The organism is Aestuariispira ectoiniformans, assembly GCF_025136295.1.
Lineage (GTDB): Bacteria > Pseudomonadota > Alphaproteobacteria > UBA8366 > Aestuariispiraceae > Aestuariispira_A > Aestuariispira_A ectoiniformans.
Window position 1 is genome coordinate 2,110,764 of record NZ_CP062788.1, and the last position, 26,056, is coordinate 2,136,819.

A 26,056-nucleotide genomic window follows, 5' to 3' on the forward strand; every position below is an offset into this window, starting at 1 on the left:
CGTTTTGTCTCTTATTTGCTGTTGGATGGGGCGGCAAAAAATGCCGGATGCACATCGTGATCAGATGAGTAAAATGTCTGTGCCGGAGGCAGCGGTTTCCGGCAGTGGTAAAAAAGGATAAAATGAAAGAATGAAAGTCCAAGGACCTGGTTCGACACGACGGACGTCGTCGACAAAGAAGACATCAAAAAGCCGCGGAACAGGCGGTGCGGACTTTGCGCGTGCCTTGAACGATGTTTCCGGAGAGGACGCGCATACCGAGGCTGCGGCGTCTGCAGGGCCGGTCTCGGCGGTGGATGCTCTTCTCTCTCTTCAGCAGGTTGATGATGCGACCCAGGGCGGTGGGCGCGCCCAGGCTGTTGCCTGGGGTGAGGATATGCTGGACCGCCTCGAAGCCATTCGGAACGCGCTTTTGATGGGGGCTGTGCCTTACGACCGTCTCGTGCAATTGGCCGAATCGGTGTCGAAGCAGGCCAAAGTGGCGGGGGATCCGAAGCTGTCTGCCGTTCTTGGAGAGATAGAATTGCGGGCTCAGGTTGAAATCGCAAAATTGGAAAAAGCCCGGAAGTAACCGTCTCCGCCTTTTTTTATCCAAATCTGTTTACAAAAAAATAACGAAAAAAAGATTGTATATTCCGAATGGAACAAATATAAGCGCGTGTACCAGGATTGGGGGTTTTTCAAGGGGTAGCCCTAGTTTGGGAGTTTATTGATGTCGGCGGACCGTAAGCCTGAAGATTTCACCGAAGGTGACAGCAATCACTCCAAAGATTCTGCTTTTACAGCGCCACTTCTTCCACCGGATTATATGCCTAGCAATGACGAGGAATTCATGAATCCTCTTCAACTGGAGTATTTTCGGCAGAAATTGCTGCGCTGGCGTTCAGAATTGCTGGAGGAATCCACGGAAACATTGGCGAGTATGCAGCAGGAAAACCTTGCGCAGCCAGACCTGACAGACCGTGCCAGCATGGAAACAGACCGTGCCATTGAGTTGCGGACGCGGGATCGCGAACGCAAATTGATCTCCAAGATTGACGAGGCATTGGATCGGATCGCAAACGGGGTCTACGGCTATTGCGAGGAAACTGACGAGCCAATTTCTCTGAAGCGACTGGAGGCTCGTCCCATTGCCACCTTGTCTCTGGAGGCGCAGGAGCGTCACGAAAGAGACGAGCGGACACGCCGGGACGATTAGTCAGCTATTATATATACTATATATACGTTCGGATTTATATCCTGCGTTGAAAAGGCCGCCCGATCGGGTGGCCTTTTTTTATGTCCCGGTACTGCCGGGTGGCCTTGGCCAGAAGGAAAAAGATAGACGGGCCGGTGTGGTTACACCGGCCCGTCTGGAATACGCACGCGAGAGGAGAGAAGAGGAGAGAGAGGAGAGACCGCGGGCGTAATCCTGTTCCTGCTGCCGTTAGAATGGCATGAGTATGTCAATGAATTGGGAGCCCCAGCGAGGTTGCTGCACATCATTGATCTGTCCGCGACCGCCGTAAGCCAGTCGGGCTTCCGCAATCTTGTCGTATGAGATTTCGTTACTGTTATCGATATCCTGCGGACGAATGACCCCGGCAAGTTGAAGTTCGCGGACTTCATAGTTTACGCGAGTTTCCTGACGTCCGTGAATGACGAGGTTTCCGTTGGGCAGAACCTGCGTGACGACGGCGGCCAGGCTCAGTTCCACCTTTTCCTTCCGGTCAATCGCACCGGTTCCTGCCTGGCTGCTGGTAGAGCCAAGGTTCAACAGATTGTCCGGTGTTGCTGCTTCCGGAAGGATCGCACCGAGCGAGTTCTGATATCCCAGGAGGCCTGGAACGTCGACGTCTTCGCTGGAGGCGCGGGTTCGGGTGGTCTCATTGTCGAGTTCGGCTTTGTCGTCGATGGAAATCAGAACGGTCACGATATCGCCAACGCGGTTTGCACGCAGGTCCTTGAGGAATGCGCGAGACCCGGGACGCCAGAGGGAGTTGGCGTTCCTGCGTGCCGTTTCTGGCGCCGGCATCGGCATGGAGATCGGCCGATAGTTCGGTTCATGCGTCGGGTTCTTTATCTCGGTCAGTTCAGGCGTCTCGCCGATATCCGACAGGCGCGACAGAGTGTTACAGCCAGATACGACCGTTGCGGCAAGCAGGGCGATTCCCAGCTTTCCGGCAATTTTGGCAAGCGGGTGTGCTGTTTCACTTTTTATCAGATACTGCATTCTCTTCTGCCCTTTCTAGCGCATGGCCGATTGGAGTGGGCTGACGACTGTGGCCTTGTTCGGGCCGGTAACGATGGCTTCTACCAATTGTTTGCTTTGCAGGTTTTCGACCTTGATCACGTCACCTTTTGCACCGCTTTCCAGTGCTTTCGCCTGGACGGTAAGGCGCATAAGCGGCGTTTCCAGCGTGACTGTCAGGATGCCTCTGCGAGAGACGAGCAGGGGAGGCTCGATATCGTTGTGAGATACCAGACGGCCTTCCTGTAAAGTGTGTTTGGCGCTCTGTCCGACCATGTCCGAGGCATCTATGAGCGCGTTCCGTGTCAGGCGATTGGCCCGGATCTGGACGTACTGAAGATCCTGATCGGCAACGATATCGCCCCGCTTGATACGGTGGCTCGGGACAGCAACCTCGACCATCCGGTAGATGCGCCCGCTAACGGGGATGCTAACCTGATGTTGGCCCGTTGCCGGAGCAACAAGGGTCCCGGTGAAATGGCCCCGGGCAGCATCCAGGCGAAGATTTGCCAACGCAACTGATGCCGGGCTGTCAGAAGTCAGGTTTATGGTGGAGAGCTGGTTGTCCAGTTCAATTTCATAGAGCCCGCCATCTGCAGTTGCTTCTTCGACAGCCTCTTTTACCTTCTGTGCCTGCAGTTCCGTCGTCAGCTTGACAGCGGTACGATAGACGGTGGAGGTGTCCAACTGACTCGTGGGCTTCCAGTTCACCTCGAACAGGTTCGCGATACGCCAGAGCCAGGCGGCCTTGAGTGTAAACTCATGGCCCGGCGCTGGTGCGTGGGCGATGGCACGATTGGCATAATTTTGCACGCCGTTGAAAACGTCACCGAGAAGGATTTTGTCGCTGTCGACGGTCACGGACGACCGCAGGGTGACAGGCAGCGTCTCGGGTTCAGGTGTCGAGGAGGCACCCCAGGCCGCGCTGCTGGCGGCGAGAAAGATCGCTGCTGCGCCCAGCCTCTTCAATGTTGGATTGATGATCAAAGTCATGACGTCAAACCTCCATTACCGGATGTTATTGAGCTGTGACATCATCTGGTCGGAGGTTTCGATCACCTTGGAGTTCATCTCATAGGCACGTTGTGCCGTGATGAGGTTCGTGACCTCCTCGACCACATTCACGTTCGATGTTTCCAGGAAGCCCTGTTGAAGGGTGCCAAAACCATCCGTCGCAGGGGCGGCCGTTGTCGGCGCGCCGGAGGCGTCGGTCTCCTTGTAGAGGTTATCCCCGACGGCGAGCAAACCTGCATCATTGGCGAAGTTGGCCAACTCAAGCTGACCGACATTTTGCTGGGCGACCTGGCCGTCGATGGTGGCAAGAACTTCGCCGCTGCTGTTTACGGTAATGTCCACGGCATTCTGGGGGATCGTGATCCCCGGCTGCACTGTGTAGCCGTCCGCCGTTACAATCGTGCCGTCATTGCTCAACTGGAAAGAACCGGCGCGGGTGTAGGCGGTATCACCGTTGGGCATTTCGATCTGGAAATAGCCCGAGCCGTTGATGGCCATGTCGAGAGTGTTTTCTGTCAGAGTCAGGTTGCCGGGCTCGTTGATGCGATATACCGCTGCGGTCTTCACACCCAGGCCAACCTGCACACCGACGGGGACGATCGTGCCGGCATCGGAAGACGCCGCGCCGACACGGCGCTGGTTCTGGTACAGAAGGTCCTGAAATTCCGCGCGCCGCCGCTGGTAGGCCGTCGTGTTCATGTTGGCGATGTTGTGGGAAATGACTTCAACATTGAGCTGCTGTGCCAGCATACCCGTCGCGCCAATATTCAAGGAACGCATTCTAGTCTCCCTTCACGGTGTTACGCCGACGCACGGCCAAGGCGGTTGATCGCGTTTTTCAGGCGGTCATCTTCTGCCTTGATGAAATTCTGAACGGACTGATAGTCACGGTGGACCTGAATCATGCGGGTGAGCTCGATAATGGGTTTCACGTTCGATTCTTCCAGCATGCCCTGGGCAACGCTGGGGGTGGCCACATTCTGCGGAGGAGTGTCCGAGCTATAGAGGCCGTCCGCCCCTTTGCGGAGCTGTTGTTCGTCTGCAAAATCAACCAACTGGAGGGTGCCCACAATCCCTTCCTGGGTGGACACCGTACCATCTTCCGCGATGGTAACCTGCCCCTGGTCCTGCGGGATAATAATAGGGCCTGCGAGGCCGCGTACCGTGTATCCGGCACTGGTTACCAACTGGCTGTTTGCGTCGATCTGAAAACGGCCATGGCGCGTGAAACGTTGTCCCATGGGGGTGTCGACCACGAAATAGCCTTTGTCCTTGATCGCGACATCCAGCGGATTGTTGGTCACCTTCATCGGACCTTCGCTCAAGTCACGGGCCAGACCGACATCCTGGACGAAGGACAGTTTCTCGCCCCGCGTCGGTTTGTCGATGAACTCCTGGAACACCATCTTCTCGCCTTTGTAGGCGGGGGTGTTGGCGTTCGCGATATTGTTGGCAACGATCGACATCTCGTTGGCCAACGTCATTTGCCGTGACAAGGCGATATAGGATGAATTTTCCATAGCGCCACTCCTCTTGTTTTGTCCGGTTTCTCAGGCCGGACATCTCCTCGGTGTCTACTAAGCAAGGGGTGTGCCAAACACTGTATGGCGCGGAATTCCTGGCTTTATTGACGGGCTGAGGGGAGGGGGTGAGGGTGCTTGAGGTAGAAACTGCCGTCTAACTTTGCCGACCAGGGGGGAAGTTGCTGCCGCAACGAAGGCATTTCATGGTTATCGCTTTGCGACTACTTTCTTTTCCTGAGATTTTTATTATGTTTCTTTTCTTGTTGGTGCGTTAGTATTTGGGCCAATCTGACGAATTATGTGACGGAAGACCGGTGGGTAGCTGCGAATGAGCGACGAAACAGAGAATCTGGATATCGAAGACGACGAGGGCGGTGGCTCGCGGGTAAGCGGCAAGAAACTGGTGCTCTTCATTGTGCTTCCTGTCTTGTTGCTGGTCGGTACCGGTGCCGGACTGTTTTTTTCGGGTATCCTGGATCCTATTCTGGGGATTGAGGCCGAGGGGGACGCGCATCAGGAAGCCGCAATGGAAGACAAGGCGCCCACGGCGCCGGGTGTCTTCTATGACCTCGACGAGATTCTGGTGACGTTGCGCACGGCAGGCAGCAAGCAGAAGTTTCTCAAGCTGCAGGTCTCCTTGGAACTGGAAAGCCAGGAAGATGTTGCCAAGGTGGAGGCGGTGAAGCCTCGCATCATCGACAATTTCCAGGTTTTCCTGCGGGAGTTGCGCCTGGAGGAACTGGAAGGCAGCCAGGGGGTCTATCGAATCAAGGAAGAGTTGCTTGATCGTGTGAATCAGGCTGTTTACCCCGTGAAGATCAAGGATGTGCTGTTTAAGGACATGTTGATTCAATAGGGTTTCTGGTAGTATTTGCCCAGGTTGGCGCGGGTTTTGCCTGTCAAAGACCGTGTGTGGAGAAAGTTTCGTCTCCCCTGACCATTGAAAATGGGTGCTGTAATGGCTGACGACGACGATCTGGAAGGTATGGACGACGCAGAAGGCGCAGATGATGATGCGCTGGCGGCGGAATGGGCGGCTATGGCCGACGACGAGCCCGACTCCTCTATGGGGGCGGCGGCGACCCGTGTTCTGGATCAGGATGAAATCGACAGTCTTCTCGGTTTCCAGGAAGGCGGTGACGATCAGGACAAATCCGGTATCGAGGCGATCATCGATTCCGGCATGGTGTCCTATGAGCGCCTTCCCATGCTGGAGGTGGTTTACGACCGGCTTGTGCGTATGATGTCGACCAGCCTGCGTAATTTTACCTCCGACAACGTGGAAGTCAGCCTCGATAACATAACCTCCATTCGGTTCGGTGATTATCTGAACTCGATTCCCCTGCCGGCCATGCTGTCGGTCTTCAAGGCGGAAGAGTGGGACAACTATGGTCTGATCACTGTCGACAGTTCCCTGATTTATTCCATTGTGGACGTGTTGTTGGGCGGTCGCCGAGGGACGGCGGCAATGCGTATTGAGGGACGTCCGTATACCACGATCGAACGCAATCTGGTGGAGCGCATGGTCAGTGTGGTGTTGGCTGACCTGTCCGCAGCCTTCGATCCGTTGAGCTCTGTCACGATGCGTTTTGAACGGCTGGAGACGAACCCGCGATTTGCCACGATTGCCCGGCCTGCAAATGCGGCGATCCTGGCGCGCCTGCGTATCGATATGGAAGACAGGGGGGGGCGTCTGGAACTGCTGTTGCCCTATGCGACGCTGGAGCCGGTTCGCGAACTGTTGCTCCAGATGTTCATGGGGGAAAAATTTGGCCGGGACAGCATCTGGGAAAACCACCTTGCAACTGAACTTTGGTTCACGGAAGTCCCGATCGAAGTGGTGCTGGACGAGGTGACAACGTCATTGGGCGATGTGTTAAACTGGGATGTCGGGACGTTTTTGCCGTTGCAGGTGACGCCCGAGTCGGACGTTGAATTGCGGTGCGGCACCGTACCGATGTTTCGTGCGTCTATGGGCCGAAAGGGGCATAACATCGCTGTGCGCCTGGAAGGCAAAATCGAGGCGGAGTAAGGTATTTTATGGCGTGGCTCGATATAGAGATCTTTGTGGAAATCGGATTCGCGGTCCTGCTGGTCGCCGTTCTGGTCTACGCCATTCGTCTCAACAGGCATATTGGTGCCCTGCAGAAGAATAAGGCGGACCTGGAAAAGCTGTTGGCCGGTTTCGTGTCCTCTACAGAACGGGCAGAACAGGCGCTCGATCGTTTGAAGTCCGGCTCCCAGGAAAAAAGTGCCGAATTGGACAGCCTTGTTGGCAAGGCGGAAACGCTGAGGGCGGATCTGGCCTATATGCTGGATCGGGGCGATGAGATTGCTAACCGGCTGGAAAATGGCATTCGCAGTGGCCGCAGCGGTGGATCGCCCGCCGCCTCCACGGTGTCATCCGGTGACAGCGGTCCGTCGGACTGGCCGGAGTTGCGTGCATCTCCCGATGAAAAACCGGAGAAAAGTCGGCAGATCAAGGAAAAGTCAAAGTCTGATTTGCTTAAGGCTTTGCAGGGGATGCGGTAATAGAAATGTTCCGTTTTCGTATTTTCTCCATCCTCATTTTTGCAACGGCCCTGATGCTATCAATCAAGGTCGGGGTGATCTGGCGGGATGTGTCGGAAGTTGCCGGTAAGGCGCAGCCCGACCAGGCGCTGATTGTTGCGAATACCGCAAAGGCACAGGAAAAAACGCCACCAGCACCGTCGGATGCACCGGCGATGGATGCGCCGTCCGCATTGCCGGAGGCGGGCGCGGTGCCGGAAAACATGACGCCTGCACCGACTGTGGAAACCGACGACCCTCTCGCAGGTGGGGATTTCTCTGATATGAGCTCCGGGGAGATTCGGCTTTTGCATGATCTCGCCGGTCGGCGGGAAGAACTGGACAAGCGGGAGCGCCGCCTGCAGGAGAGGGAAGCGCTGTTGCGCAGTGTTGAACAGCAGCTTATCGGCCGGCAGAAAGAGCTCAACAAGATCAAAGCCGAGATCGACGACATGTTGAAGGTCTATCAGGGCGAGCAGGAAGGCGAAGCGCGCAAGCTGGTCAATATTTATTCCAACATGAAACCCAAGGCTGCCGCTGCAATTTTCAACGATATGGATATGGATACGCTGCTGGCTGTGTTGCGGGGGATGAAGGAGCGGAAGATCGCGCCGATCATGGCTCAGATGAATCCGGAAAAGGCCCGTCTGGTTACCCGGGAGTTGGCCGATATCAAAAATCTGCCGGAGTTGCCCCAGTGATTCCAAGGGTATAATCTTTCGATATATTGAAAAGGACACTTGCATTACGCGCCGGTTCGCGCCAGAAAATAGAGTAGGCAAAAGCGGATTGTTGGATTAGGTCAAATGTGACGCCGCGCTGCCTGAGAGTCATTTGGGAGATTGATCGGAGGAAAACATGGCTGTCGACAAGAACATGCCGATCCTAATCGTTGACGATTACAAAACGATGCTGCGTATCATCAGGAACCTGCTGAAGCAGCTCGGGTTTAACAATGTCGACGAGGCGACAGACGGCAGCGATGCTTTGTCGAAACTGCGCGCCAAGGACTACGGGCTTGTTATTTCCGATTGGAATATGGAGCCTATGACCGGTATTCAGCTCCTTCGCGAGGTGCGCGCCGACGAACATATGCGTGACATGCCCTTCATCATGATCACCGCGGAAAGCAAGACGGAAAACGTGATCGCAGCGAAGGAAGCCGGTGTCAGCAACTACATCGTGAAGCCCTTCAACGCAGCGACATTGAAGGCGAAGTTGACCAGCGTTATCGGCAATTTCTGATTCGCTGTTTCGACCGTTTGGTTTCTGTTACCCTTTTCGAAAAGCCGGGCAGGTAAATACTTGCCCGGCTTTTTCTTTCCGTAATCCATGCCGTTTGCTATAAAATTGGCAGGTTTTATTTTGATGGACTAGACCTGCCGAAATGGACGAGGGTAACAGGCCACTTAAATCAAAGCGGAAAGAGAACGGGCCAATAATGTTTTTGAGCCTGTTTCTTCTGCTGTTGGCTTTTTTCATTTTGCTGAACACCCTGTCTACTCGTGAAGAAACAAAAGCCCGCAAGGTGATTAATTCGGTTTCCTCAACCTTCCGCACCAAGGTCGATTTTCAGAAAGATCCCCAGGTATTTATTTCATCATTGGGGCCTATTCCCGAACCGACGGAAGTCCTGGACGAGGTTGAACGCCTCTGGATGGCCGCCATTCCGCTTGCCAAGGTTGACGTCATGACGGACGAAGGGGTTCTGGAAATGGAGTTCGAGGCTGGCGATATCTTCGTTGGCGGCTCGCAGACCGTCCGGGCGGACCGGAAGCCGCTTTTGAAAAGTACGGTTGCCGCCTTGTCGGCGCGAATTGACGGCTTTGTGACGGAATTGCAGTTCCTGGTCGGCGTGGATGACTTGACGCGGGTTAAGTCGACGTTGTCACCCGGTGCCACGATTACTGAAGATACGACCCGTCCCAGTCTGCTGGATTTGTCCGATCCTCTGGCGACCATCGCGGAGGACCCCTTCGGGGACAGGCGGAACCTGGCATTCTTGCGCGCCACAACATTTGCGGCCAGTCTGCAGGACCTTGGGGCGCCGCCTTCCGGGATCAGTGTTGGTCTGTTGCGGGGGGATGCGAATCGCATTCGTATGCGGTTTTATATCCGACCGCAGGCTCGCGCCTTCAATCGTTTCCTCGACATCAAGGAATGACGTGTCTCATGTATGAGGACGATGAACATGAAGAAGACGACGTAGAAAAGGCACCGCCCTGGCTGATCAGCTTTGGCGACGTAACGGCCTTGATGCTCACGTTCTTCGTGATGTTGTTTGCGATGTCGCAGGTTAATTCTGAAAAATGGGATGCGGTTATATCGGTCATCTCGACGCGGACCAAGATTGATACGAATCTCAAGCCAAATCCAAACGCGGAAAAGAATATCTCCTCGGTGGAGATGCTTCCTGCCCTGCCTCCCGAATATCTAAGTGGTATTCTCAAGGAGAAACTGGCGGACGATCCGGTTCTGTCGAAAGCCAAGGTTTCGCTGATGGATGAAAGGGTGATCATCTCCCTGCCGTCCAGAACGCTCTTCCTGCCGGAAAGTTCCCTGATGACCCAGTCGGCTGAACGTTCGTTATTCCGTTTGGCGGGGGTTTTGAATAAATTCGGGAATCAGATTGTAATAGAAGGTCATACGGACCCGTCACCGGTCAAGACTGGTGCTTTCTCTTCGAATTGGGAGCTTTCCTTGGCGCGCGCTTTAGCTGTATCACAGTATCTAAAACAGGCTGGTTATCCTTATGATCTGACGGCCATGGGCGAGGGGAGCGGCAAGTATCGCTTTCTGAATTCTGCCTTGTCGGAAGAGCGTCGTTATGAGTTGGCTCGGCGTGTGGATATTGTCATTTACGCTGATGCCGGGGGGCAGTAGTGAGTTTAAGTCGGGTCATTGCAAAGCGCCTTGCCATCTTGTCATTCGTTGGCGGCGCGGTTCTTCTCGGTGGTGTTTCCTGGGCCCAGGAGGCAATTCGCACCCGTGGCTGGTCTCATGAAGACTTTGGGCGGTTGGTTTTCGACTGGACGCAGCCGGTTGGCTATCAGGCTGAATTGAAAAATGGGGCGCTGGTTGTCCGGTTTGACGCCGCGATTGCATCTGATTTTTCCAAGGCTCTGCAACGGTTGAACGGGTATCTTGCGTCGGCGGACCTGTCGAAGGATGGGCGAAGTGTCCGCTTCCGCCTGAAGCAGCCGGTGACATTGAAGAGTTTCAAAAATGGCAATTCCGTCGTCATCGATCTTAAACCCTCAAAAGCAGACGCGACGAAAAAAGCGGAGACTGCCCCAAGTCCACTGTCTGTTCGGGTTGGCGTTCATGACAAATACACGCGTTTTGTTTTCGATTGGCCCGTGCCGGTTGATTACGACGTAGCGGAAAATGGCCGGGATCTGACGATCGGCTTCAACAAAAATGCAACGCTGGATACGGCCGGGCTGGCGCGTGATCTGCCCTCTGGTTATGGCAGTCCGCGCTTCAAGACCGACAAAGGGCGTTCTGAACTGATGCTGCGGTTGCCGGAAAACAGCCAGGTCAGGCATTTCAAGAACGGCATGAAAGTCGTTCTGGACGTTCTGGCGGATGAGGCTGCCAAAGACGAGGCCAAGGCGGCATCTGCGAAGCCGGAGCAGACCGTGGTTGCGCCGAAGTCCGGTCTACTTCCGAATGCGCAGGAAAAGCCAGAGATGGCCGGTTCAGGCGACAAACCGCCGAAAGATGCTTCTGCGCCAACCAGCCTGACCCCACCTGACGAAGGAAAAGCGACGGCGGGGCAGGAACCTGCCCCGATGAAGGAAGAGGCGCAGGTGATGCCTTCGCCATCGCAGGACGTGACGGATGAGGCCGCCATGCCCGCGGCGATGCAAGAGAAGAGCGACGAAACAGGGACAGCAAGCAAAGCAGCGGCTGTCATGGTGGAGCCGGATAAGAAAGCCGAGGTCGATCTGCAGGGGCCTGCACCTGTCAGCCTGGTCTTCCAATGGCCGGAAGAGGTCGGGGCAGCGGCTTTCCGGCGCGGGAACAATGTCTGGATCGTCTTCGACCGGCGTGCCCCGATCAATCTGGTTCCGCTGCGCCAACAGGGGGAGCCGCTGATCGAGCGTATCGACCAATTGGAGGTCGCGGGCTCTACCGTCTTGCGGTTACGGACCAGACCGGGCGTCAATCCTTTCGCCAAACGCGATGGGTATGACTGGGTATTCGATTTCCGGAAGGCCCCCATCGCGCCGCATCATCAAATCCTGATCCAGGCCCAGGCAGATGCAACGGTCGGCCCGCAGCTTCTGTTCCCCGTGGCAGAACCGGGGTCGATTATCAATCTCTACGATCCGGATGTTGGAGATACACTGCGTATCGCGACATACAAGGACCCGGGATACGGTGTTACGGGCGAGAGGACCTATCCGGAATTTGCCATTTTGCCGTCAGCGCAGGGGCTCGTCATCCAGACCCTGTCCGATAAAGTTCTTTTTGACCGTGATCTGAACGGCTTTGAGCTGTCCAGCCCCGAAGGCCTGCATATTTCGGCTGTATCGCCGGAAATGCCGGTTTCAACAGGGGCGAAGCTTTCCTCCAAACGGCTGTTCGACTTCAAGAATTGGGCCCAGGGCGGCTTGGGCGACTATTACGATGCGGAACAGCGGCTTTTCAGGGCGGTCACAGAGGTTCCGGCGGAAAAGAAAACCGATGCCCGGCTGGACCTGGCCCGCTTCTATGCGGCCCGTGGGCGCGGGGCAGAGGCTGTCGGGGTTATCCGTACGGTTGAGATGAATGATCCCGATGTGGCGGCGCGTCCCGATTTTCGGGCGCTGAGAGGCGTGTCTCATTTCCTGAACCGGGAATATGAAAAGGCGCGGCGTGATTTCGATGATCCCCGGCTGGACGGATTTTCGGAGATCGCCATATGGCGTGGCGCAACCTTGGCGAAACTGGACGAATGGAACGAATCTGCACGACAGTTCCGTGCCGGTGATTCATTGTTGCGTGAGTACCCCTATCCGTTGTTGGGCCGTCTCGGCCTTGAGCGGGTAGAGGCGGCCCTTGCGACCCGCGATCTGCAAACTGCGGAAAACTGGATGGCCTATCTGGACAAGAAGCCGGAGGACTTGCGCCGCGGAGAGTTGGCGACATTGCGTTATGATCAGGCGCGGGTTGACCTTACCAATAAGGATGTAGAGGGGGCGCGCGACATCTGGAATGAACTGGCGCATGGGGACGACCGGCGCACTGCGGTGCGGGCGGAATATGCGTTGATCAATCTGGGCTTGAAGCAGGGCGACCTTACAGTCGATGAGGCGGTGAAGCGGTTGGAGAAACTTCGCTTCAAATGGCGTGGGGATGACTTTGAACTGGGTGTCCTGCGTCGGTTGGGTGAGCTTCATATTGCCAACAATGATTATATGAGCGGCCTGGAAATTATGCGCATGGCCGTTACCTATTTCCCCAACAAGCCGGAAGCGCAGAAACTGGCAGAGCGGATGGTGGATATCTTCCGCAGTCTCTATCTGGACGGCAAGGCCGACAAGTTACCGCCTTTGCGCGCCTTGGCTATTTATGACGAATTCCGTGAGTTGACGCCGTCGGGTGCCGATGGTGACCGGATGGTGGAACTTCTTGCGGACCGCCTGATTGCCGTCGACCTGCTCGACCGGGCCACCACGTTGCTGGATCATCAGGTGAAGTTCCGCCTGACCGGCGAGGAAAAAGCCCGTGTTGGCGCAAAACTCGCGCTGATCCAATTGCTGGACGGTAAGTCGGAGGACGCGATCACAACGCTTCGCCAGACCAACTTCCCGCAATTGCCGCGTGACCTGCAGGATGACCGTCGCCGCCTGTTGGCAAAGGCCTATTTCGAGACGGGCAATAAGGACGAGGCGATCAAGCTGCTGGCAGGGGATATAAGCCAGGAGGCTGATATGCTGCGCCGGGACATCTATTGGTCGGATGAAAACTGGGCGGAAGTGGCAAAGGTCCTGCAACGTCTGGCCGGTGACCCTCCCGATGATCCGGTGGTTGGCGTTCCCGACGACAAGGCGCGCTATGTCCTGAACTGGGCGGTTGCATTGCGTCTGAATAACGATGAAGACGGTCTGAAGCTGTTGGATGAGCTCTTTGGCAAGGCCATGCAATACAGCTCGCTTGCCAGTACCTATCAATTTGTGGCGAAGCCCATAGACAACGGATCAAGCGCCAAGCTGCAGGATACGATCCAGCAACTCGCCGACAGTGATCTGTTCAACGCCTTCATGAATAACTATCGGGACAAGCTGCTTAAAGAACCCGGCAAGGCCGCAGGGCAGAGTTAGGCAGAAACCGCGTCAAAAGAGAAGCTAAATGACAGGGTCGACAATGATTGTCGGCCCTTTTTCTATACTGGATTAAAGCTTTTCACGAGGCTGCCCACGACCAGATACCATCCGTCCACGAGCACAAAGAAGATGAGCTTGAACGGTAGGGAAATCATGACGGGTGGCAACATCATCATCCCCATGGACATCAGAACGGATGCGATCACCATGTCGATGATCAGGAATGGAATGAATAGCAGGAAGCCGATTTCAAAAGCGCGCTTGAGTTCGGAGATCATGAATGCCGGAATAAGCGCGCGCAGGGGCGTCTGGCTGGGGTCTTCGACCGCATCAATCTGACCTACATCCATGAAAAGCTGCAGGTCATGCGGGCGTACATGGCGCATCATGAATGCATGCAGCGGCGCCATCGTCCGGTCGAAGGCCTCTTCCTCGGTGATCTGTTCTTCTATGAGCGGTGCAATCCCGTCGTTGTAGGACTGTTGCAACGTGGGCTGCATGATGAAGAAGGTCATGAACAGCGCAAGGCTGATGAGGACGGCATTTGGAGGCGACTGCTGGGCCCCCAGCGCCGTCCGCAGCAGCGACAGTACGATGACGATCCGCGTGAAGGATGTGACCATAACCATCGCCGACGGGGCCAGGGACAGGACCGTCAGCAGGGCGACAAGCTGAACCAGACGGCCGGTGACTGTGCCGCCTTCGCCGATATCAATGTTGATTGACTGCGCCTCTGCTGGCAGCCCCCAGAACAGCAGGGCGAGGGGAAACGCCAGGGCAACAGCCGCCAGCGCAAAGCGCTTCAGTTCCTGTAAAAGGATGCGGCTTTTTGCCTGCCGCGTATTTGACGCCTTCATGTTCACCCCTTGTCAGGCCCCTGACCGCCTTTGCCATCCCGCTTCGCGGTTATGCCGCCAAGCAGATGTTGAAACCGGGATGCCGGCGTCGGCCTGTCGGTCTGTGGTCCCTGATTGTCCTGGGTAATTTTCTCTATGGCGTCACGAGCGTCAATACCGCTTTCGACGACGACTGCTCCCTGCGGTCCTAACAGGAGGAGATGTTCTTTTCCGTCGCGCCGGACCAGCACCAGGCGGTGTCTGGCGTCTATGGCAAGGGCTTCCCGGATGGACAGGCGTCTTATGCCGCCGGGGCCGCCACCAAAAGCCAGGCCGCCGCCGTAGCGCTTGAACAAAAGCGCCAGCAGGCCGATCAATCCGACAACAAAAACGAGAGCCAGGACAAAGCGAAGTAAATCGCCGACACCGATTACGTCAGTCATGACCGGGCGTCCTCAAGCCTGATGAACCATGCAAAGCGTTTAGTCCTGTGGGTTTTCTTCTTCTTTCAAACGTCGCTCGATCTCCTGCAACTCGGCGGAGAAGCGTTGCAGGTCTTCCCGGAGTTCTTCCATGAGCGGGCGAACAGCGACGGCATCCTCTTCATCCAGTGCTGTTGCCTGGGCGCAAATTTCCGTAATGCGCTCACCGATATTGTCCAGTTGACCCGTTTTGCCCTGGCTCAGATCTATGCGCGTATTTTCAATTTCCTGGATCATGTCACGGAGGCCTTGTTCGACTTCTTCACGGGTCATCATTTACTCCTAATGTGCATCAAATGCAGTTGTCGCCTAGCGGCCTGTTTTGGGAGATATCTAGTCTCCGCCAAGCTTTTTACCGTTTGCCGCATAGACGTATCGAAGGATTTCCGCGACGGCGATAAAGGCTTCTACAGGGATTTCATCTCCGATCTCCGTTGCGGCCAATATCTGGACCAGATCAGCATCCTTGTGAACGGGAATGCCATGCGCTTCGGCTTCTGCCAAAATCCGTTCCGCCAACGCACCCTTGCCAGAGGCGAGAATGGAAGGCGCCCGCTCCTTGTCTGACGGATCATACGAAAGCGCGACTGCAACGGAATCATCCTTTTCCGATTCGGAGGGCGGCGCAACCTCGGAAGGCTTTTCCGAACCCAAAAAGGATTCAAGGTTATCGCCGTTCTTGGATGGGGGGGAGGCTGGCATGATGGTTGGTCTTCTCCTTGTCTCTGTCAAAGCATAACAGCAAATGAGTCATTTCAGAAAGATATAGATTGGCCCGCTTCTTGCTTGCCTGAATTGGCGGAGAGAAGTTTCCGGGGGTGAGAGCCCGGATCGAGTGAAGGAGAGAGGAATATGTCGCTACAGTCCAGCCCGCTCTACAGTATGCTTGGAGACAAGATGAACTGGTTGACGGAGCGTCAACGGGTTATCTCCCAGAACATCGCCAATTCGGACACGCCCGGTTACCGGGCTAAAGAAATTGCCGACCTGGACTTTTCCAAGTCTCTGCGGGCTGCAAATCATTCCCTGGCTCTTGAGCGGACTGATGGCGGCCACATTCCTTCACCGAAAGAACGTGAAGACTTCCGGGTGTCCCGGCAGGGCCGCCCTTATGAGGTTTCACCGTCCGGCAACGCGGTGATCCTGGAAGAGCAGATGATGAAAATGAACGAAACGACGGCGGATTATAATCTCGCAACGTCCTTGTTCAAAAAATATCAGGGTCTTTACCAGATCGCCCTGGGCAGCGGCCGTTAAGAGGAGAGAAGATTATGGATGATTTGAAAACAGCTTTCTTCGTCGCAGGTTCCGGAATGCGGGCACAGGGTACCCGTCTGCGTGTCATCTCTGAAAACGTCGCCAACAAGGATTCCACAGCGAACGAACCGGGCGGGGACCCGTATCGTCGCAAGGTTGTGACTTTCCAGAACATTCTGGACCGTGAGATCGACGCCAATACCGTGCATGTCCGGCGAATCGGAGAGGACCTTTCCCCCTTCCAACTGCAATATGATCCGTCCCACCCGGCTGCCGATGCAAATGGTTATGTAAAGCGCCCGAATGTTAACAGCATGCTGGAAATGACCGATATGCGTGAGGCCCAGCGTTCCTATGAAGCGAACCTGAGCGTGATCGAAGCCACGAAAACGATGGTTACGAACACGATAGATTTGCTGAAATAGGGCGAGGGAGGCTATACTGACGCCCAGGTAACGAACGGATCGGACCGCAGGCAACAATTGCCGGTCCGGTCGCGCGGAGGGACGAATAATGGCAGTTAATCCGGCAGATGCAGCAGCGGCCTATCGCGCCAATGCCCTGAAGGCTGTCAAAGGCATGGATGGCGGCGACGATGCCAAGACCCAGCCCTCAAGCGCCTTCATGGATATGGTCAAAGGGGCGCTTCACGAGACGATTGATGCGAACCGGGAAGCCGAGAAAGTGAGCATGGATGCCGTCGCCGGACGCGCCGACATGACCGATGTTGTCACGGCTGTTGCCCATGCAGAAAATACCCTGCGCACGGTTGTGACCGTCAGGGACAGGATCATTTCCGCCTATCAGGAAATCCTGCGTATGCCGATTTAATCGCAATGATGCAGCAGGCATCGCAAACGATCCTCTCAGCCAATCACGCATGCAATAGCCGGACATGAACGAACAGGAAATCCTCGATTTCGCAAGGGAAGCGATCTTCACATTGTTGAAGCTCGGGGTGCCGGTCATGCTGACCGGTCTGGCGGTGGGCCTCGTTGTGGCTGTATTTCAGGCTCTTACCCAAATTCAGGAAATGACGCTCACCTTTGTCCCGAAAATCATTGTGGTTTTCCTCTCCCTGCTTGTGTTGATGCCCTGGATGCTGGGAACGATGAGCGATTTCATGGCGCTGATCGTCGACAAGATTGTCAACATCCAGTAACCGCCATGTCCTGACCTGTTTTGGACGCTGACAACAGGGCTGAATCGGGGCAAAGTCTAAGGCATGCATTTTTATTCGGAACTGGTCCCTCTCGAATTCTTTAAATTCGCCCTTGTGTTCTGCCGCATCGGGGCCTTCCTGATGATTATGCCTACGATTGGCGAAAGCTACATCAGCCCACGCGTACGGTTGCTTTTTTCGCTGATGATGACGCTTGTGGTGACGCCGGTTCTGGCGAAAAACCTGCCGGAAATGCCGGTTACGATTGCCGGGCTGGCGGTTCTGGTTGGAATTGAAATTCTGATCGGTCTGTTCCTGGCCCAGATCATGCGCATTCTGACGACGGCATTGTCGACGGCGGGGACGGTGATCGCCTTTGTCACGGGGTTTTCCAATGCGATGCTGTTCAACCCGCTGATCAGCAGCCAGGGGTCTCTGCATTCGGTGCTGTTGTCGATGCTGGGGTCGGTTCTAATTCTGGCAACCGATATGCATCACCTGATGCTGCGGGCGATAATCGACAGCTATCAGCTTTTTGCTCCGGGCGTGATGCCGGTTGTCGGCGATATGGCAGACACGATTGCCAAGACTGTGGCGAAAAGCTTCCTGATGGGCATGCAACTGGCTTCTCCCTTTCTGTTGCTGTCTATTATGTATAACGTGCTTCTGGGATTGCTGGCGCGGTTGATGCCACAGCTTCAGGTCTTCTTTATTGGTCTGCCTTTGCAGATTATGATGGGGGTTACAGCCCTCGCCATTGGTATTTCAGGGCTGATGATCTGGTTCCTGCGTTACTTTGCAGAGGGCATTTCGCCCTTCCTGTCGATAGGGTAAGCGATGTCGGATTCGGATAGTTCAGATAAGACAGAAGAACCAACATCCAAAAGGTTGTCGGACGCGCGAAAAAAGGGGCAGGTCCCCATGAGCCGCGAGTTGAATACCTGGATGATGCTGTTTGGCGTCGCCATCATTCTGGCGATGATGGCGCCCGGGGTGATGAATGACCTGAAGGTTCTGCTGCGAAATCATATCGAAATGTCCTATCAACTTTCTTTGGGGCCATCGGAGATCGGCTCCTATCTGGTCGGTATGCTGGTGGCCTTGTTGAAGATACTGGCCGGACCCTTCCTTCTTCTGGTCATATTCGCCCTGTTCTCAGGCATGAGCCAGAACGGGATTTTGTTTGCAACGGAACAACTGAAACCCAAGCTCAACAAGATTTCACCGATTGCCGGCGCCAAGAAATGGTTCTCGGTCAAGAACTATGTGGAGTTCTTAAAGGGGATTTTGAAAATCACCATCGTCGGCATCATGGGGGTGATTATGCTGGCCCCTGAGGCCAACCGTGTGGACACGATGCCCGGTGTGCCTTTCAGTCATCTCCTGACCGACGTTCATGACCTGATCTTGCGATTGCTGGTCGGTGCCTTGGCGATCCTGTTCATCATTACCATTGCGGATATTTTCTTCCAGCGGTTCAATCACACCAAACAACTGCGAATGACCAAGCAGGAGGTAAAGGAGGAATTCAAGAATGCAGAAGGTGACCCCCATGTGAAAGGGCGTTTGCGTCAAATCCGTGCCGAGCGCGCGCGTCAGCGCATGATGCAGGCCGTGCCTGAGGCGGATGTCGTGGTAACAAACCCGACCCACTTTGCGGTTGCTTTGGCCTACAAGCAGAATGAAATGGACGCACCGAAAGTTGTGGCAAAGGGGCAGGACGTCCTTGCCTTCAAGATTCGAGAGATTGCCGAAGAGCATGACGTGGCAATCGTGGAAAACCCGCCACTGGCCCGTGCGCTTTATGCAAGCGTTGAGATTGATGAAGTCATCCCGGAGGAACACTACAAGGCTGTCGCGGAAGTGATATCCTACGTTTTCTCGCTCAAGAACCGAAAAGGTGTCAGGTGATCACTGAAGAGCCGCATTCAATGGAAGATGAAACCGTGCGGGTGACCAAGCCATTGCCGGGGCCAGGTTTCTTTACACGGGGCAGGCTGTTGGCGGTGGCGCTGGTCCTGACTTTGGTTGCCCTGTCTGCCTTTATGTTCGCCAGTCGTGTGCCGCTGCAACTGACCGTTGTGAGCCTGGGGCTGGTTGGCGTATTTGGCGGCTATTGCCTGTTTTGCCTGAACCGTCTCCAGGAAGGCATTGGACGCGCGCGCGATCGGCTGAACCTGTTGGCGGAGATGGAGGACAACCGGAACATCGGGGCCGCCGTCGAAGATGAGGAAGGCAATGTCGTCTACGCGAATGCCCGCTTTCGGGAATGGTTCCCCGCCTGTGAGAACGGATTGATTGGTGCCGTCGCGGAAGGCTTGTCCGGCAATGCCTCCGTTACGCCGGATGTGCTGATAAAGATGCGTATGCGGGCGTTGAAAGGACGGAAGGGACGGGAGGAAATATCCAACGGGCAGCGCGGTAACGACCTCTGGTACGAAGTTTCCGTCGTGCCGATGGATAACGGAATGCTGTCCTGGCAATTCCGTGAGGCAACGGAAAGGCGTCGCCAGATCGAACGCGCAGGCAGCCGGCTTGATTTATTGTCCCGTGCGCTTGAAGGGGCGCCGTTTGGCATTGTGATGCTGGACGATGCCATGAAGGTGGTTGAGGTCAATAAGGCATTCCGGTCGATTGTTAACGGGCAACCGGTGGCCGGAAAGTCTTTTATGGACCTGATCGACCCGGACGACCACGCCACCGTGACCGCCTATTTCGACCTTTGCCGTTCGGAAGACGGACATGGACCGGCCAATGGGGTTGATGCGCGGGTGGCCAATATTGCGGACTGTACCATTACCATCAACGCGGTGAGGGCCGTCACCACACGGGATCCGGAACCGGGCTTCCTTGTTCATGTGCTGGACGTAACTGAACGCAAACAGTTGGAAACACAATTCGCGCAGTCCCAGAAGATGCAGGCCGTCGGCCAGCTGGCAGGCGGGGTCGCACATGACTTCAACAACATGCTGACCGCCATGATCGGGTTCTGCGATCTGCTGCTGCAACGCCACCAGCCGGGTGATCCCTCTTTCGCCGATACGATGCAGATCAAACAGAATGCGAACCGGGCCGCCGGTCTGGTGCGTCAGCTCCTCGCCTTTTCGCGGCAGCAGCGGGTGCAGCCGCGCATCCTGAGCGTAACCGATGTTCTGGCGGAATTGTCGATGTTGCTGCGCCGTTTGCTTGGTGAAACGATTGACCTAGAGATGATTCACGGGCGCGAACTGGGCCGGGTCAAGATGGACCAGGTTCAGTTGGAACAGGTGATCATCAACCTTGCGGTGAACGCAAGGGATGCCATGCCGCATGGCGGCAAGCTGATTATCCAGACCGATAACTTCGCCGCGGGCAAACCCTATCAGCTGCGCGGGGAGACGATGCCACCCGGCGACTATGTGATGATCAGCGTGACCGATACCGGAATCGGTATCGAAAAAGAAGATATGGATCATATTTTTGAACCTTTCTTCACGACCAAGGATGTCGGGCAGGGAACCGGTCTGGGGCTGTCGATGGTCTTCGGGAGCATTCGCCAGGCAGGTGGTTTTGTGGTTGCCCATAGCGCGGGTAAGGGCAAAGGCGCGAGCTTTATCCTTTATCTCAAGCGGGTGGCCGACGAAGAGGTGCAGGCCGCGGATGTGGAAGCCGATACGGATCCGGGCGTTGCTGATGTGACCGGGGGCGGCCGGATTCTTCTGGTGGAAGATGAGGATGCGGTCCGGCTCTTTGCAGCCCGTGCTCTGCGGTCCAAGGGGTATAAGGTCGTTGAGGCGCGAACGGGCGAATCCGCCCTGGAGATATTGGACGGTGAGGAAGGGGATTTCGATCTGCTGGTGACGGATATGATGATGCCCCGCGTCGACGGGGTGACGGTTATCAAGCATGCTCGGAAGAAAACGCCCTCTTTGCCCGTTATCTGTATCTCCGGCTATACGCAGGATGCCCTGGCCAAGGAGGTTGCGGATTTGCCGCGCCTTCATTTCCTCCCCAAGCCGTTCAGCCTGAAACAACTGGCTGGCAAGGTTAAGGGGGCAATGGAAAGCGGAGGCGATTCGCCAACCGGGCGCGTTTGAAGAATCGGTTTCGAAACATATTTTTGTGAAGGATAAACGGTCTGTTGACCGGACATGTCGTGGCAAGTGCTTGAATTCAAGCCGTTTTGGATGTTCTCTGGTGAGAACAAAAAAAGAACTTGTTAATGAGAACAAAACTTGTACACTAACCCGCGTTGCATCGGGAAACGGCCTGTGACAAAAGGGAAGGTGGACTATGTCGCAATCGACTTTGCGTTTGGTGGATAAGGACACAATGGATAAACAAAAGGCATTGGAAGCGGCGCTCAGCCAGATCGAGCGATCCTTCGGTAAAGGGTCGATCATGAAGCTCGGTCAGCAGACGGCGCTGGACATCGAAGCGGTTTCCACAGGTTCCCTCGGGCTGGATATTGCACTGGGTATTGGTGGTTTGCCAAAAGGCAGGATTATCGAGGTTTTCGGCCCGGAAAGTTCCGGTAAGACGACGTTGGCCCTGCATTGCGTTGCAGAGGCACAGAAAGCCGGTGGGACTTGTGCGTTCGTGGATGCGGAACATGCGCTGGACCCGTCCTATGCCAAGAAGCTTGGCGTGGATGTGGATGAGCTGCTGATTTCCCAGCCGGATGCCGGTGAGCAGGCATTGGAGATTGCGGATACGCTTGTCCGTTCCGGTGCGATTGACGTGCTGGTGATCGACTCTGTCGCGGCCCTGGTGCCGCGGGCGGAACTGGAAGGCGAGATGGGGGATACCCATGTGGGCCTTCAGGCGCGTCTGATGAGCCAGGCCTTGCGGAAATTGACCGGGTCGATCAAACGGTCCAACTGCATGGTCATCTTCATCAACCAGATTCGTATGAAGATCGGCGTCATGTTCGGGAACCCGGAAACGACAACCGGCGGTAACGCCTTGAAATTCTACGCCTCTGTGCGTCTGGATATTCGCCGTATCGGCCAGATCAAGGACAAGGACGATGTGGTCGGCAACCAGACCCGTGTGAAAGTGGTGAAAAACAAAGTCGCACCGCCTTTCCGGGTCGTGGAATTCGACATCATGTATGGGGAAGGTATCTCCAAGATGGGCGAATTGCTGGACCTGGGTGTCGGTGCAGGGCTCGTCGACAAATCGGGTGCCTGGTTCTCCTATAATGGTCAGCGCATCGGGCAGGGCCGCGAAAACGCGAAGAATTTCCTGCGCGCAAATGTCGATATGGCAACGGAGATTGAACGGAAAGTCCGTGCCAATGCCGGAGTGCTGGACGAGGCCATGCTGGAAGGTCCCGACGGCAAGGAAGCCAAGGAGGCTGAACTCGGGCCGGAGGATGCTCCCGCTTGAACTCAGCGGCAACTTTTTGATTAAGTAACAAGGTGCGGTCTGATGGCCGCGCCTTTTTGCTTTGTTAGGGGGAAGGGGATGACAGACCAAGTCAACTGGCCGCGCCTGATACCGGAGCTTATGGTTTCCGATTTTGAACGTAGTTTGCGTTTCTATCGGGACATGTTGGGGTTTTCTTTGCAATACAGCCGGGAAGACCCGCTTTTTGCAATGCTGGATCTGGATAATGTCCTGATCATGATTGAGCAGGAACATGATGATCCCGTCTGGTCTGCGGGGCCGCGGGAGGCCCCATACGGGCGCGGTGTGAATTTCCAGATCGAGGTCAGTGATGTGGAAGGTCTGTACCGTCAGGTGCTGGATGCCGATTGGCCGCTGCGCCTGGACCTGCAGGACGCCTGGTATGATATCGGCGAGCAACGGGAAGGCGGGAACCGCCAGTTCATGATCAGCGATCCGGATGGGTATCTGCTGCGCTTTTTCCAGGATTTGGGACGGCGACCGAAACCGGCCCATGACCGGCCCGTTTAATGAGGTAAGGCCCGGACTGGACAGGGGCTTTCGGAAACGCTACTAAACCTGCTCGTTTGCGTGCAAAATTGGTTTGCTGCGTGAACGGCAGGACAAGGCTTGAGTGGATACGTATTAGCGATGATCACGGCGAACGAAATTCGTACGACCTTTTTGAATTATTTCAACAAGCACGGGCACGAAATTGTGGATTCGTCGCCGTTGGTGCCGCGCAATGACCCGACGCTGATGTTCACCAACGCCGGGATGGTGCAATTCAAAAATGTCTTTACCGGTCAGGAAACGCGCGATTACAGCCGCGCGACCACATCTCAGAAATGCGTGCGCGCCGGGGGGAAGCATAACGACCTTGAAAACGTCGGTTATACCGCGCGCCACCACACCTTCTTCGAGATGCTGGGGAACTTCTCCTTCGGTGATTATTTCAAAGACATGGCAATCGAACTGGCATGGAACCTGGTTACCAGGGAATTCGGCCTGCCGGAAGAAAAGTTGCTGGTGACTGTTTATTCCGAAGACGAAGAGGCCGCCGCTCTCTGGAAGAAGATTGCCGGGTTGAGCGACGACAAGATCATCCGTATCCCGACGTCCGACAATTTCTGGCAGATGGGCGATACAGGCCCCTGCGGTCCCTGCACCGAAATTTTCTTCGACCATGGTGAAGGTATTCCCGGTGGCCCTCCGGGCAGCCCGGACGAGGATGGCGACCGTTTCATCGAAATCTGGAACCTGGTCTTCATGCAGTATGAACAGATGGAGCCGGGCAAGCGGGTGAACCTGCCGAACCCGTCCATCGACACGGGCATGGGGCTGGAGCGCATCACCGCCGTAATGCAGGGCAAGCACAACAACTATGATATCGACCTGCTGCGCCATATTATCGAGGCTTGCGCGGACCTGACCAATGTCGACCCGGATGGCCCGCAATCGGCCAGTCACAAGGTTATTGCCGACCACCTGCGCGCCAGTGCCTTTCTGATTGCCGATGGTGTTCTGCCGGCCAAGGACGGTCGTGGTTATGTTCTGCGCCGTATCATGCGCCGTGCGATGCGCCACGCCCATATGCTGGGCGCGCAGGACCCGCTGATCTATCTTCTGGTACCGGCGCTGGTCTCCAAGATGGGCGGCCATTTCGGCGAGTTGAAGCGCGCGGAGGCCCTGATCACGGAAACCCTGAAACTGGAAGAAACCCAGTTCAAGAAGACCCTGGACCGCGGGCTTCGTCTGCTGGAAGACGAAACCGACAAACTGGGTGACGGGCAGGCGCTGAATGGCGACGTGGCTTTCACTCTTTATGATACCTACGGCTTCCCGCTGGACCTGACGCAGGACATCCTGCGTGGCCAGGGTCGCGTTGTTGATATCGCAGGTTTTGATTCCGCAATGGCGGAACAGAAGGCCAAAGCGCGCGCCGCCTGGTCCGGGTCCGGTGAACAGGCCACCGATGCGGTCTGGTTCGACCTGAAGGACAAGATCGGCGCTACTGATTTCCTCGGCTATGAAACCGAGAAGGCGGAAGGTGTCATCACGGCGATTGTCAAAGATGGCCAGCCGGTTGATGCAATTACCGAAGGCGACGAAGCCATCATCCTGACGAACCAGACGCCGTTCTATGGCGAATCCGGTGGTCAGGCGGGTGATCATGGTGTCATCAGCGGCTCTGAGACCTCTGCCCGGTTTGAGGTTGGCAATACCCTCAAGAAGATGGAGGATATGCATCTTCACGTGGGTAAGGCGACCAAGGGCGGCTTCAAGGTTGGCGATATCCTGGACCTGGAAATCGACAGGGAACGCCGGGCCAAGCTGCGTGCCAACCATTCGGTGACGCATCTGGCCCATGAGGCCCTGCGCCGTGTGCTGGGGGACCACGTTACCCAGAAGGGCTCGCTGGTTGCCGCCGATAGCATGCGTTTCGACTTTGCGCATCCGAAAGCCATGAGCGAAGAGGAAATCTCGACGGTTGAGAAACTGGTGAACGCGCAGATCCGCGCCAATGCCGACGTCAAAACCCATCTGATGACGCCGGATGCTGCTATCGACGCAGGCGCAATGGCGCTATTCGGTGAGAAATATGGTGATGAAGTCCGCGTTGTGTCCATGGGCGCGACGGATAGCACCACCAAATCCGGTGTTTATTCCACCGAACTGTGCGGCGGTACCCATGTGCGCCGTACCGGCGATATTGGTTTCTTCAAAATTGTCTCCGAAGGGGCCGTGGCCGCCGGTGTTCGGCGTGTCGAATGCCTGACCGGGCAGGCGGCAATTGATTACGCCAACGAGCGCGACCGGGTTCTGCAGGAAACGGCTGCCGTGTTGAAGGCAGCACCGCTTTCCGTGCCGGAGCGTGTATCCGCGCTGGTTGAAGAACGTAAGAAACTGGAACGCGAAGTTTCCGACCTGCGTCGCAAACTGGCGGCCTCTGGCGGTGCCGGTGCGGCTGCCGCGCCTGCAGCAAAGGAAGTTAACGGCATCAAGTTTGCCTCGCGCCTGCTGGAAGATGTTCCCGCCAAGGAACTGAAGCCGCTGGCCGATGCCTTGAAGAAAGAAGTCGGCTCCGGCGTGGTGGCCGTGGTGTCCAACAGCGACGGAAAGGCCTCTTTGGTGGTTGGCGTGACCGACGACCTGGTGGACCGTTTCAGCGCCGTTGATCTGGTGCGGGCCGGTTCGGCCGCCATGGGTGGCAAGGGCGGTGGAGGCCGTCCCGACATGGCGCAGGCCGGTGGTCCGGATGGTGCGGCGGGTGGCAAGGCCATCGAGGCGATCGAAGCATCGCTGGCCGGGTAAACG

Annotated in this window: 28 protein-coding genes; 20 read left to right on the plus strand and 8 right to left on the minus strand. The window is 55.9% G+C overall.

From position 1 onward, the window contains the following. Positions 1-130: 130 nt before the first annotated feature. Both IF205_RS10060 and dksA read left to right on the plus strand, forming a co-directional pair. A complete protein-coding gene (locus IF205_RS10060; protein WP_259783154.1) occupies positions 131-571 on the plus strand; it encodes a flagellar assembly protein FliX in 441 nt (146 codons plus the stop codon). 237 nt (positions 572-808) lie between these two features. Then, positions 809-1,198 (plus strand): RNA polymerase-binding protein DksA, encoded by a 390-nt coding sequence (gene dksA, locus IF205_RS10065; RefSeq protein WP_259783262.1) that lies wholly within the window; start codon positions 809-811, stop codon positions 1,196-1,198. A gap of 228 nt (positions 1,199-1,426) precedes the next feature. On the opposite strand, the gene flgH is transcribed toward dksA, so the two are convergent. The 4 genes from flgH to flgF are packed head-to-tail and all read right to left on the minus strand — an operon-like array spanning position 1,427 to position 4,764. Continuing rightward, entirely contained in the window at positions 1,427-2,212 is a 786-nt protein-coding gene (gene flgH, locus IF205_RS10070) for a flagellar basal body L-ring protein FlgH (RefSeq protein ID WP_259783155.1), read from the minus strand. A 15-nt stretch (positions 2,213-2,227) separates the two neighbouring features. Beyond that, positions 2,228-3,223, minus strand: coding sequence for a flagellar basal body P-ring formation chaperone FlgA (gene flgA, locus IF205_RS10075; protein ID WP_259783156.1), 996 nt, complete (start codon positions 3,221-3,223; stop codon positions 2,228-2,230). A 15-nt stretch (positions 3,224-3,238) separates the two neighbouring features. Beyond that, entirely contained in the window at positions 3,239-4,024 is a 786-nt protein-coding gene (gene flgG / locus IF205_RS10080) for a flagellar basal-body rod protein FlgG (RefSeq protein WP_259783157.1), read from the minus strand. A 20-nt stretch (positions 4,025-4,044) separates the two neighbouring features. Then, entirely contained in the window at positions 4,045-4,764 is a 720-nt protein-coding gene (gene flgF, locus IF205_RS10085) for a flagellar basal-body rod protein FlgF (RefSeq protein ID WP_259783158.1), read from the minus strand. Positions 4,765-5,095: 331 nt separating this feature from the next. On the opposite strand from flgF, the gene IF205_RS10090 reads away from it, so the two are divergent. The 8 genes from IF205_RS10090 to IF205_RS10125 all read left to right on the plus strand — a co-directional run bounded on the left by IF205_RS10090 (position 5,096) and on the right by IF205_RS10125 (position 13,628). Next, on the plus strand, positions 5,096-5,623 hold the full coding sequence (locus tag IF205_RS10090; RefSeq protein ID WP_259783159.1) for a flagellar basal body-associated FliL family protein: 528 nt from the start codon (positions 5,096-5,098) through the stop codon (positions 5,621-5,623). 102 nt (positions 5,624-5,725) lie between these two features. Beyond that, on the plus strand, positions 5,726-6,799 hold the full coding sequence (fliM, locus tag IF205_RS10095) for a flagellar motor switch protein FliM (protein ID WP_259783160.1): 1,074 nt from the start codon (positions 5,726-5,728) through the stop codon (positions 6,797-6,799). A gap of 8 nt (positions 6,800-6,807) precedes the next feature. Next, entirely contained in the window at positions 6,808-7,299 is a 492-nt protein-coding gene (locus IF205_RS10100; RefSeq protein ID WP_259783161.1) for a DUF6468 domain-containing protein, read from the plus strand. Between the two features lie 5 nt (positions 7,300-7,304). Beyond that, complete coding sequence (locus IF205_RS10105; RefSeq protein WP_259783162.1) at positions 7,305-8,018, plus strand: magnesium transporter MgtE N-terminal domain-containing protein; 714 nt, start codon at positions 7,305-7,307, stop codon at positions 8,016-8,018. A 157-nt stretch (positions 8,019-8,175) separates the two neighbouring features. Beyond that, positions 8,176-8,562 carry a response regulator gene (locus tag IF205_RS10110; protein WP_259783163.1) on the plus strand — a complete coding sequence of 129 codons (387 nt, stop codon included), beginning with the start codon at positions 8,176-8,178 and terminating at the stop codon, positions 8,560-8,562. 196 nt (positions 8,563-8,758) lie between these two features. Then, a complete protein-coding gene (locus IF205_RS10115; RefSeq protein ID WP_259783164.1) occupies positions 8,759-9,481 on the plus strand; it encodes a hypothetical protein in 723 nt (240 codons plus the stop codon). An 8-nt stretch (positions 9,482-9,489) separates the two neighbouring features. Continuing rightward, complete coding sequence (locus IF205_RS10120; RefSeq protein WP_259783165.1) at positions 9,490-10,200, plus strand: OmpA/MotB family protein; 711 nt, start codon at positions 9,490-9,492, stop codon at positions 10,198-10,200. Then, a complete protein-coding gene (locus tag IF205_RS10125) occupies positions 10,200-13,628 on the plus strand; it encodes a tetratricopeptide repeat protein (RefSeq protein ID WP_259783166.1) in 3,429 nt (1,142 codons plus the stop codon). Before IF205_RS10120 ends, IF205_RS10125 begins: the two co-directional genes overlap by 1 nt. A 62-nt stretch (positions 13,629-13,690) precedes the next feature. Here IF205_RS10125 and fliP read toward each other — a convergent pair whose 3' ends face one another. The 4 genes from fliP to IF205_RS10145 are packed head-to-tail and all read right to left on the minus strand — an operon-like array spanning position 13,691 to position 15,651. Beyond that, complete coding sequence (fliP, locus tag IF205_RS10130) at positions 13,691-14,488, minus strand: flagellar type III secretion system pore protein FliP (RefSeq protein WP_259783167.1); 798 nt, start codon at positions 14,486-14,488, stop codon at positions 13,691-13,693. Between the two features lie 2 nt (positions 14,489-14,490). Next, positions 14,491-14,910 carry a FliO/MopB family protein gene (locus IF205_RS10135; protein ID WP_259783168.1) on the minus strand — a complete coding sequence of 140 codons (420 nt, stop codon included), beginning with the start codon at positions 14,908-14,910 and terminating at the stop codon, positions 14,491-14,493. Positions 14,911-14,949: 39 nt separating this feature from the next. Next, positions 14,950-15,225, minus strand: coding sequence for a hypothetical protein (locus IF205_RS10140; RefSeq protein ID WP_259783169.1), 276 nt, complete (start codon positions 15,223-15,225; stop codon positions 14,950-14,952). 57 nt (positions 15,226-15,282) lie between these two features. Beyond that, positions 15,283-15,651, minus strand: coding sequence for an EscU/YscU/HrcU family type III secretion system export apparatus switch protein (locus tag IF205_RS10145; protein ID WP_259783170.1), 369 nt, complete (start codon positions 15,649-15,651; stop codon positions 15,283-15,285). A 150-nt stretch (positions 15,652-15,801) separates the two neighbouring features. On the opposite strand from IF205_RS10145, the gene flgB reads away from it, so the two are divergent. The 10 genes from flgB to alaS all read left to right on the plus strand — a co-directional run bounded on the left by flgB (position 15,802) and on the right by alaS (position 26,053). Next, a complete protein-coding gene (gene flgB, locus IF205_RS10150) occupies positions 15,802-16,206 on the plus strand; it encodes a flagellar basal body rod protein FlgB (protein WP_259783171.1) in 405 nt (134 codons plus the stop codon). A gap of 14 nt (positions 16,207-16,220) precedes the next feature. Next, on the plus strand, positions 16,221-16,631 hold the full coding sequence (gene flgC / locus IF205_RS10155; protein ID WP_259783172.1) for a flagellar basal body rod protein FlgC: 411 nt from the start codon (positions 16,221-16,223) through the stop codon (positions 16,629-16,631). 88 nt (positions 16,632-16,719) lie between these two features. Further along, the gene (gene fliE, locus IF205_RS10160) at positions 16,720-17,037 is read left to right on the plus strand and encodes a flagellar hook-basal body complex protein FliE (RefSeq protein WP_259783173.1); all 318 of its coding nucleotides are present in this window, start codon (positions 16,720-16,722) and stop codon (positions 17,035-17,037) included. A 64-nt stretch (positions 17,038-17,101) separates the two neighbouring features. After that, positions 17,102-17,368, plus strand: a complete 267-nt coding sequence (fliQ, locus tag IF205_RS10165; protein WP_259783174.1) for a flagellar biosynthesis protein FliQ — start codon at positions 17,102-17,104, stop codon at positions 17,366-17,368. Between the two features lie 63 nt (positions 17,369-17,431). Continuing rightward, entirely contained in the window at positions 17,432-18,202 is a 771-nt protein-coding gene (fliR, locus tag IF205_RS10170) for a flagellar biosynthetic protein FliR (RefSeq protein ID WP_259783175.1), read from the plus strand. A 3-nt stretch (positions 18,203-18,205) separates the two neighbouring features. Then, positions 18,206-19,279: a flagellar biosynthesis protein FlhB gene (gene flhB / locus IF205_RS10175; RefSeq protein WP_259783176.1), complete on the plus strand. Its 1,074-nt coding sequence runs from the start codon at positions 18,206-18,208 to the stop codon at positions 19,277-19,279. A gap of 20 nt (positions 19,280-19,299) precedes the next feature. Continuing rightward, positions 19,300-21,444 (plus strand): hybrid sensor histidine kinase/response regulator, encoded by a 2,145-nt coding sequence (locus IF205_RS10180; protein ID WP_259783177.1) that lies wholly within the window; start codon positions 19,300-19,302, stop codon positions 21,442-21,444. A 196-nt stretch (positions 21,445-21,640) separates the two neighbouring features. Next, positions 21,641-22,738: a recombinase RecA gene (gene recA, locus IF205_RS10185; protein WP_259783178.1), complete on the plus strand. Its 1,098-nt coding sequence runs from the start codon at positions 21,641-21,643 to the stop codon at positions 22,736-22,738. A 78-nt stretch (positions 22,739-22,816) separates the two neighbouring features. Next, complete coding sequence (locus IF205_RS10190; RefSeq protein WP_259783179.1) at positions 22,817-23,269, plus strand: bleomycin resistance protein; 453 nt, start codon at positions 22,817-22,819, stop codon at positions 23,267-23,269. Between the two features lie 120 nt (positions 23,270-23,389). After that, the gene (gene alaS, locus IF205_RS10195; protein ID WP_259783180.1) at positions 23,390-26,053 is read left to right on the plus strand and encodes an alanine--tRNA ligase; all 2,664 of its coding nucleotides are present in this window, start codon (positions 23,390-23,392) and stop codon (positions 26,051-26,053) included. Positions 26,054-26,056 lie beyond the last annotated feature (3 nt).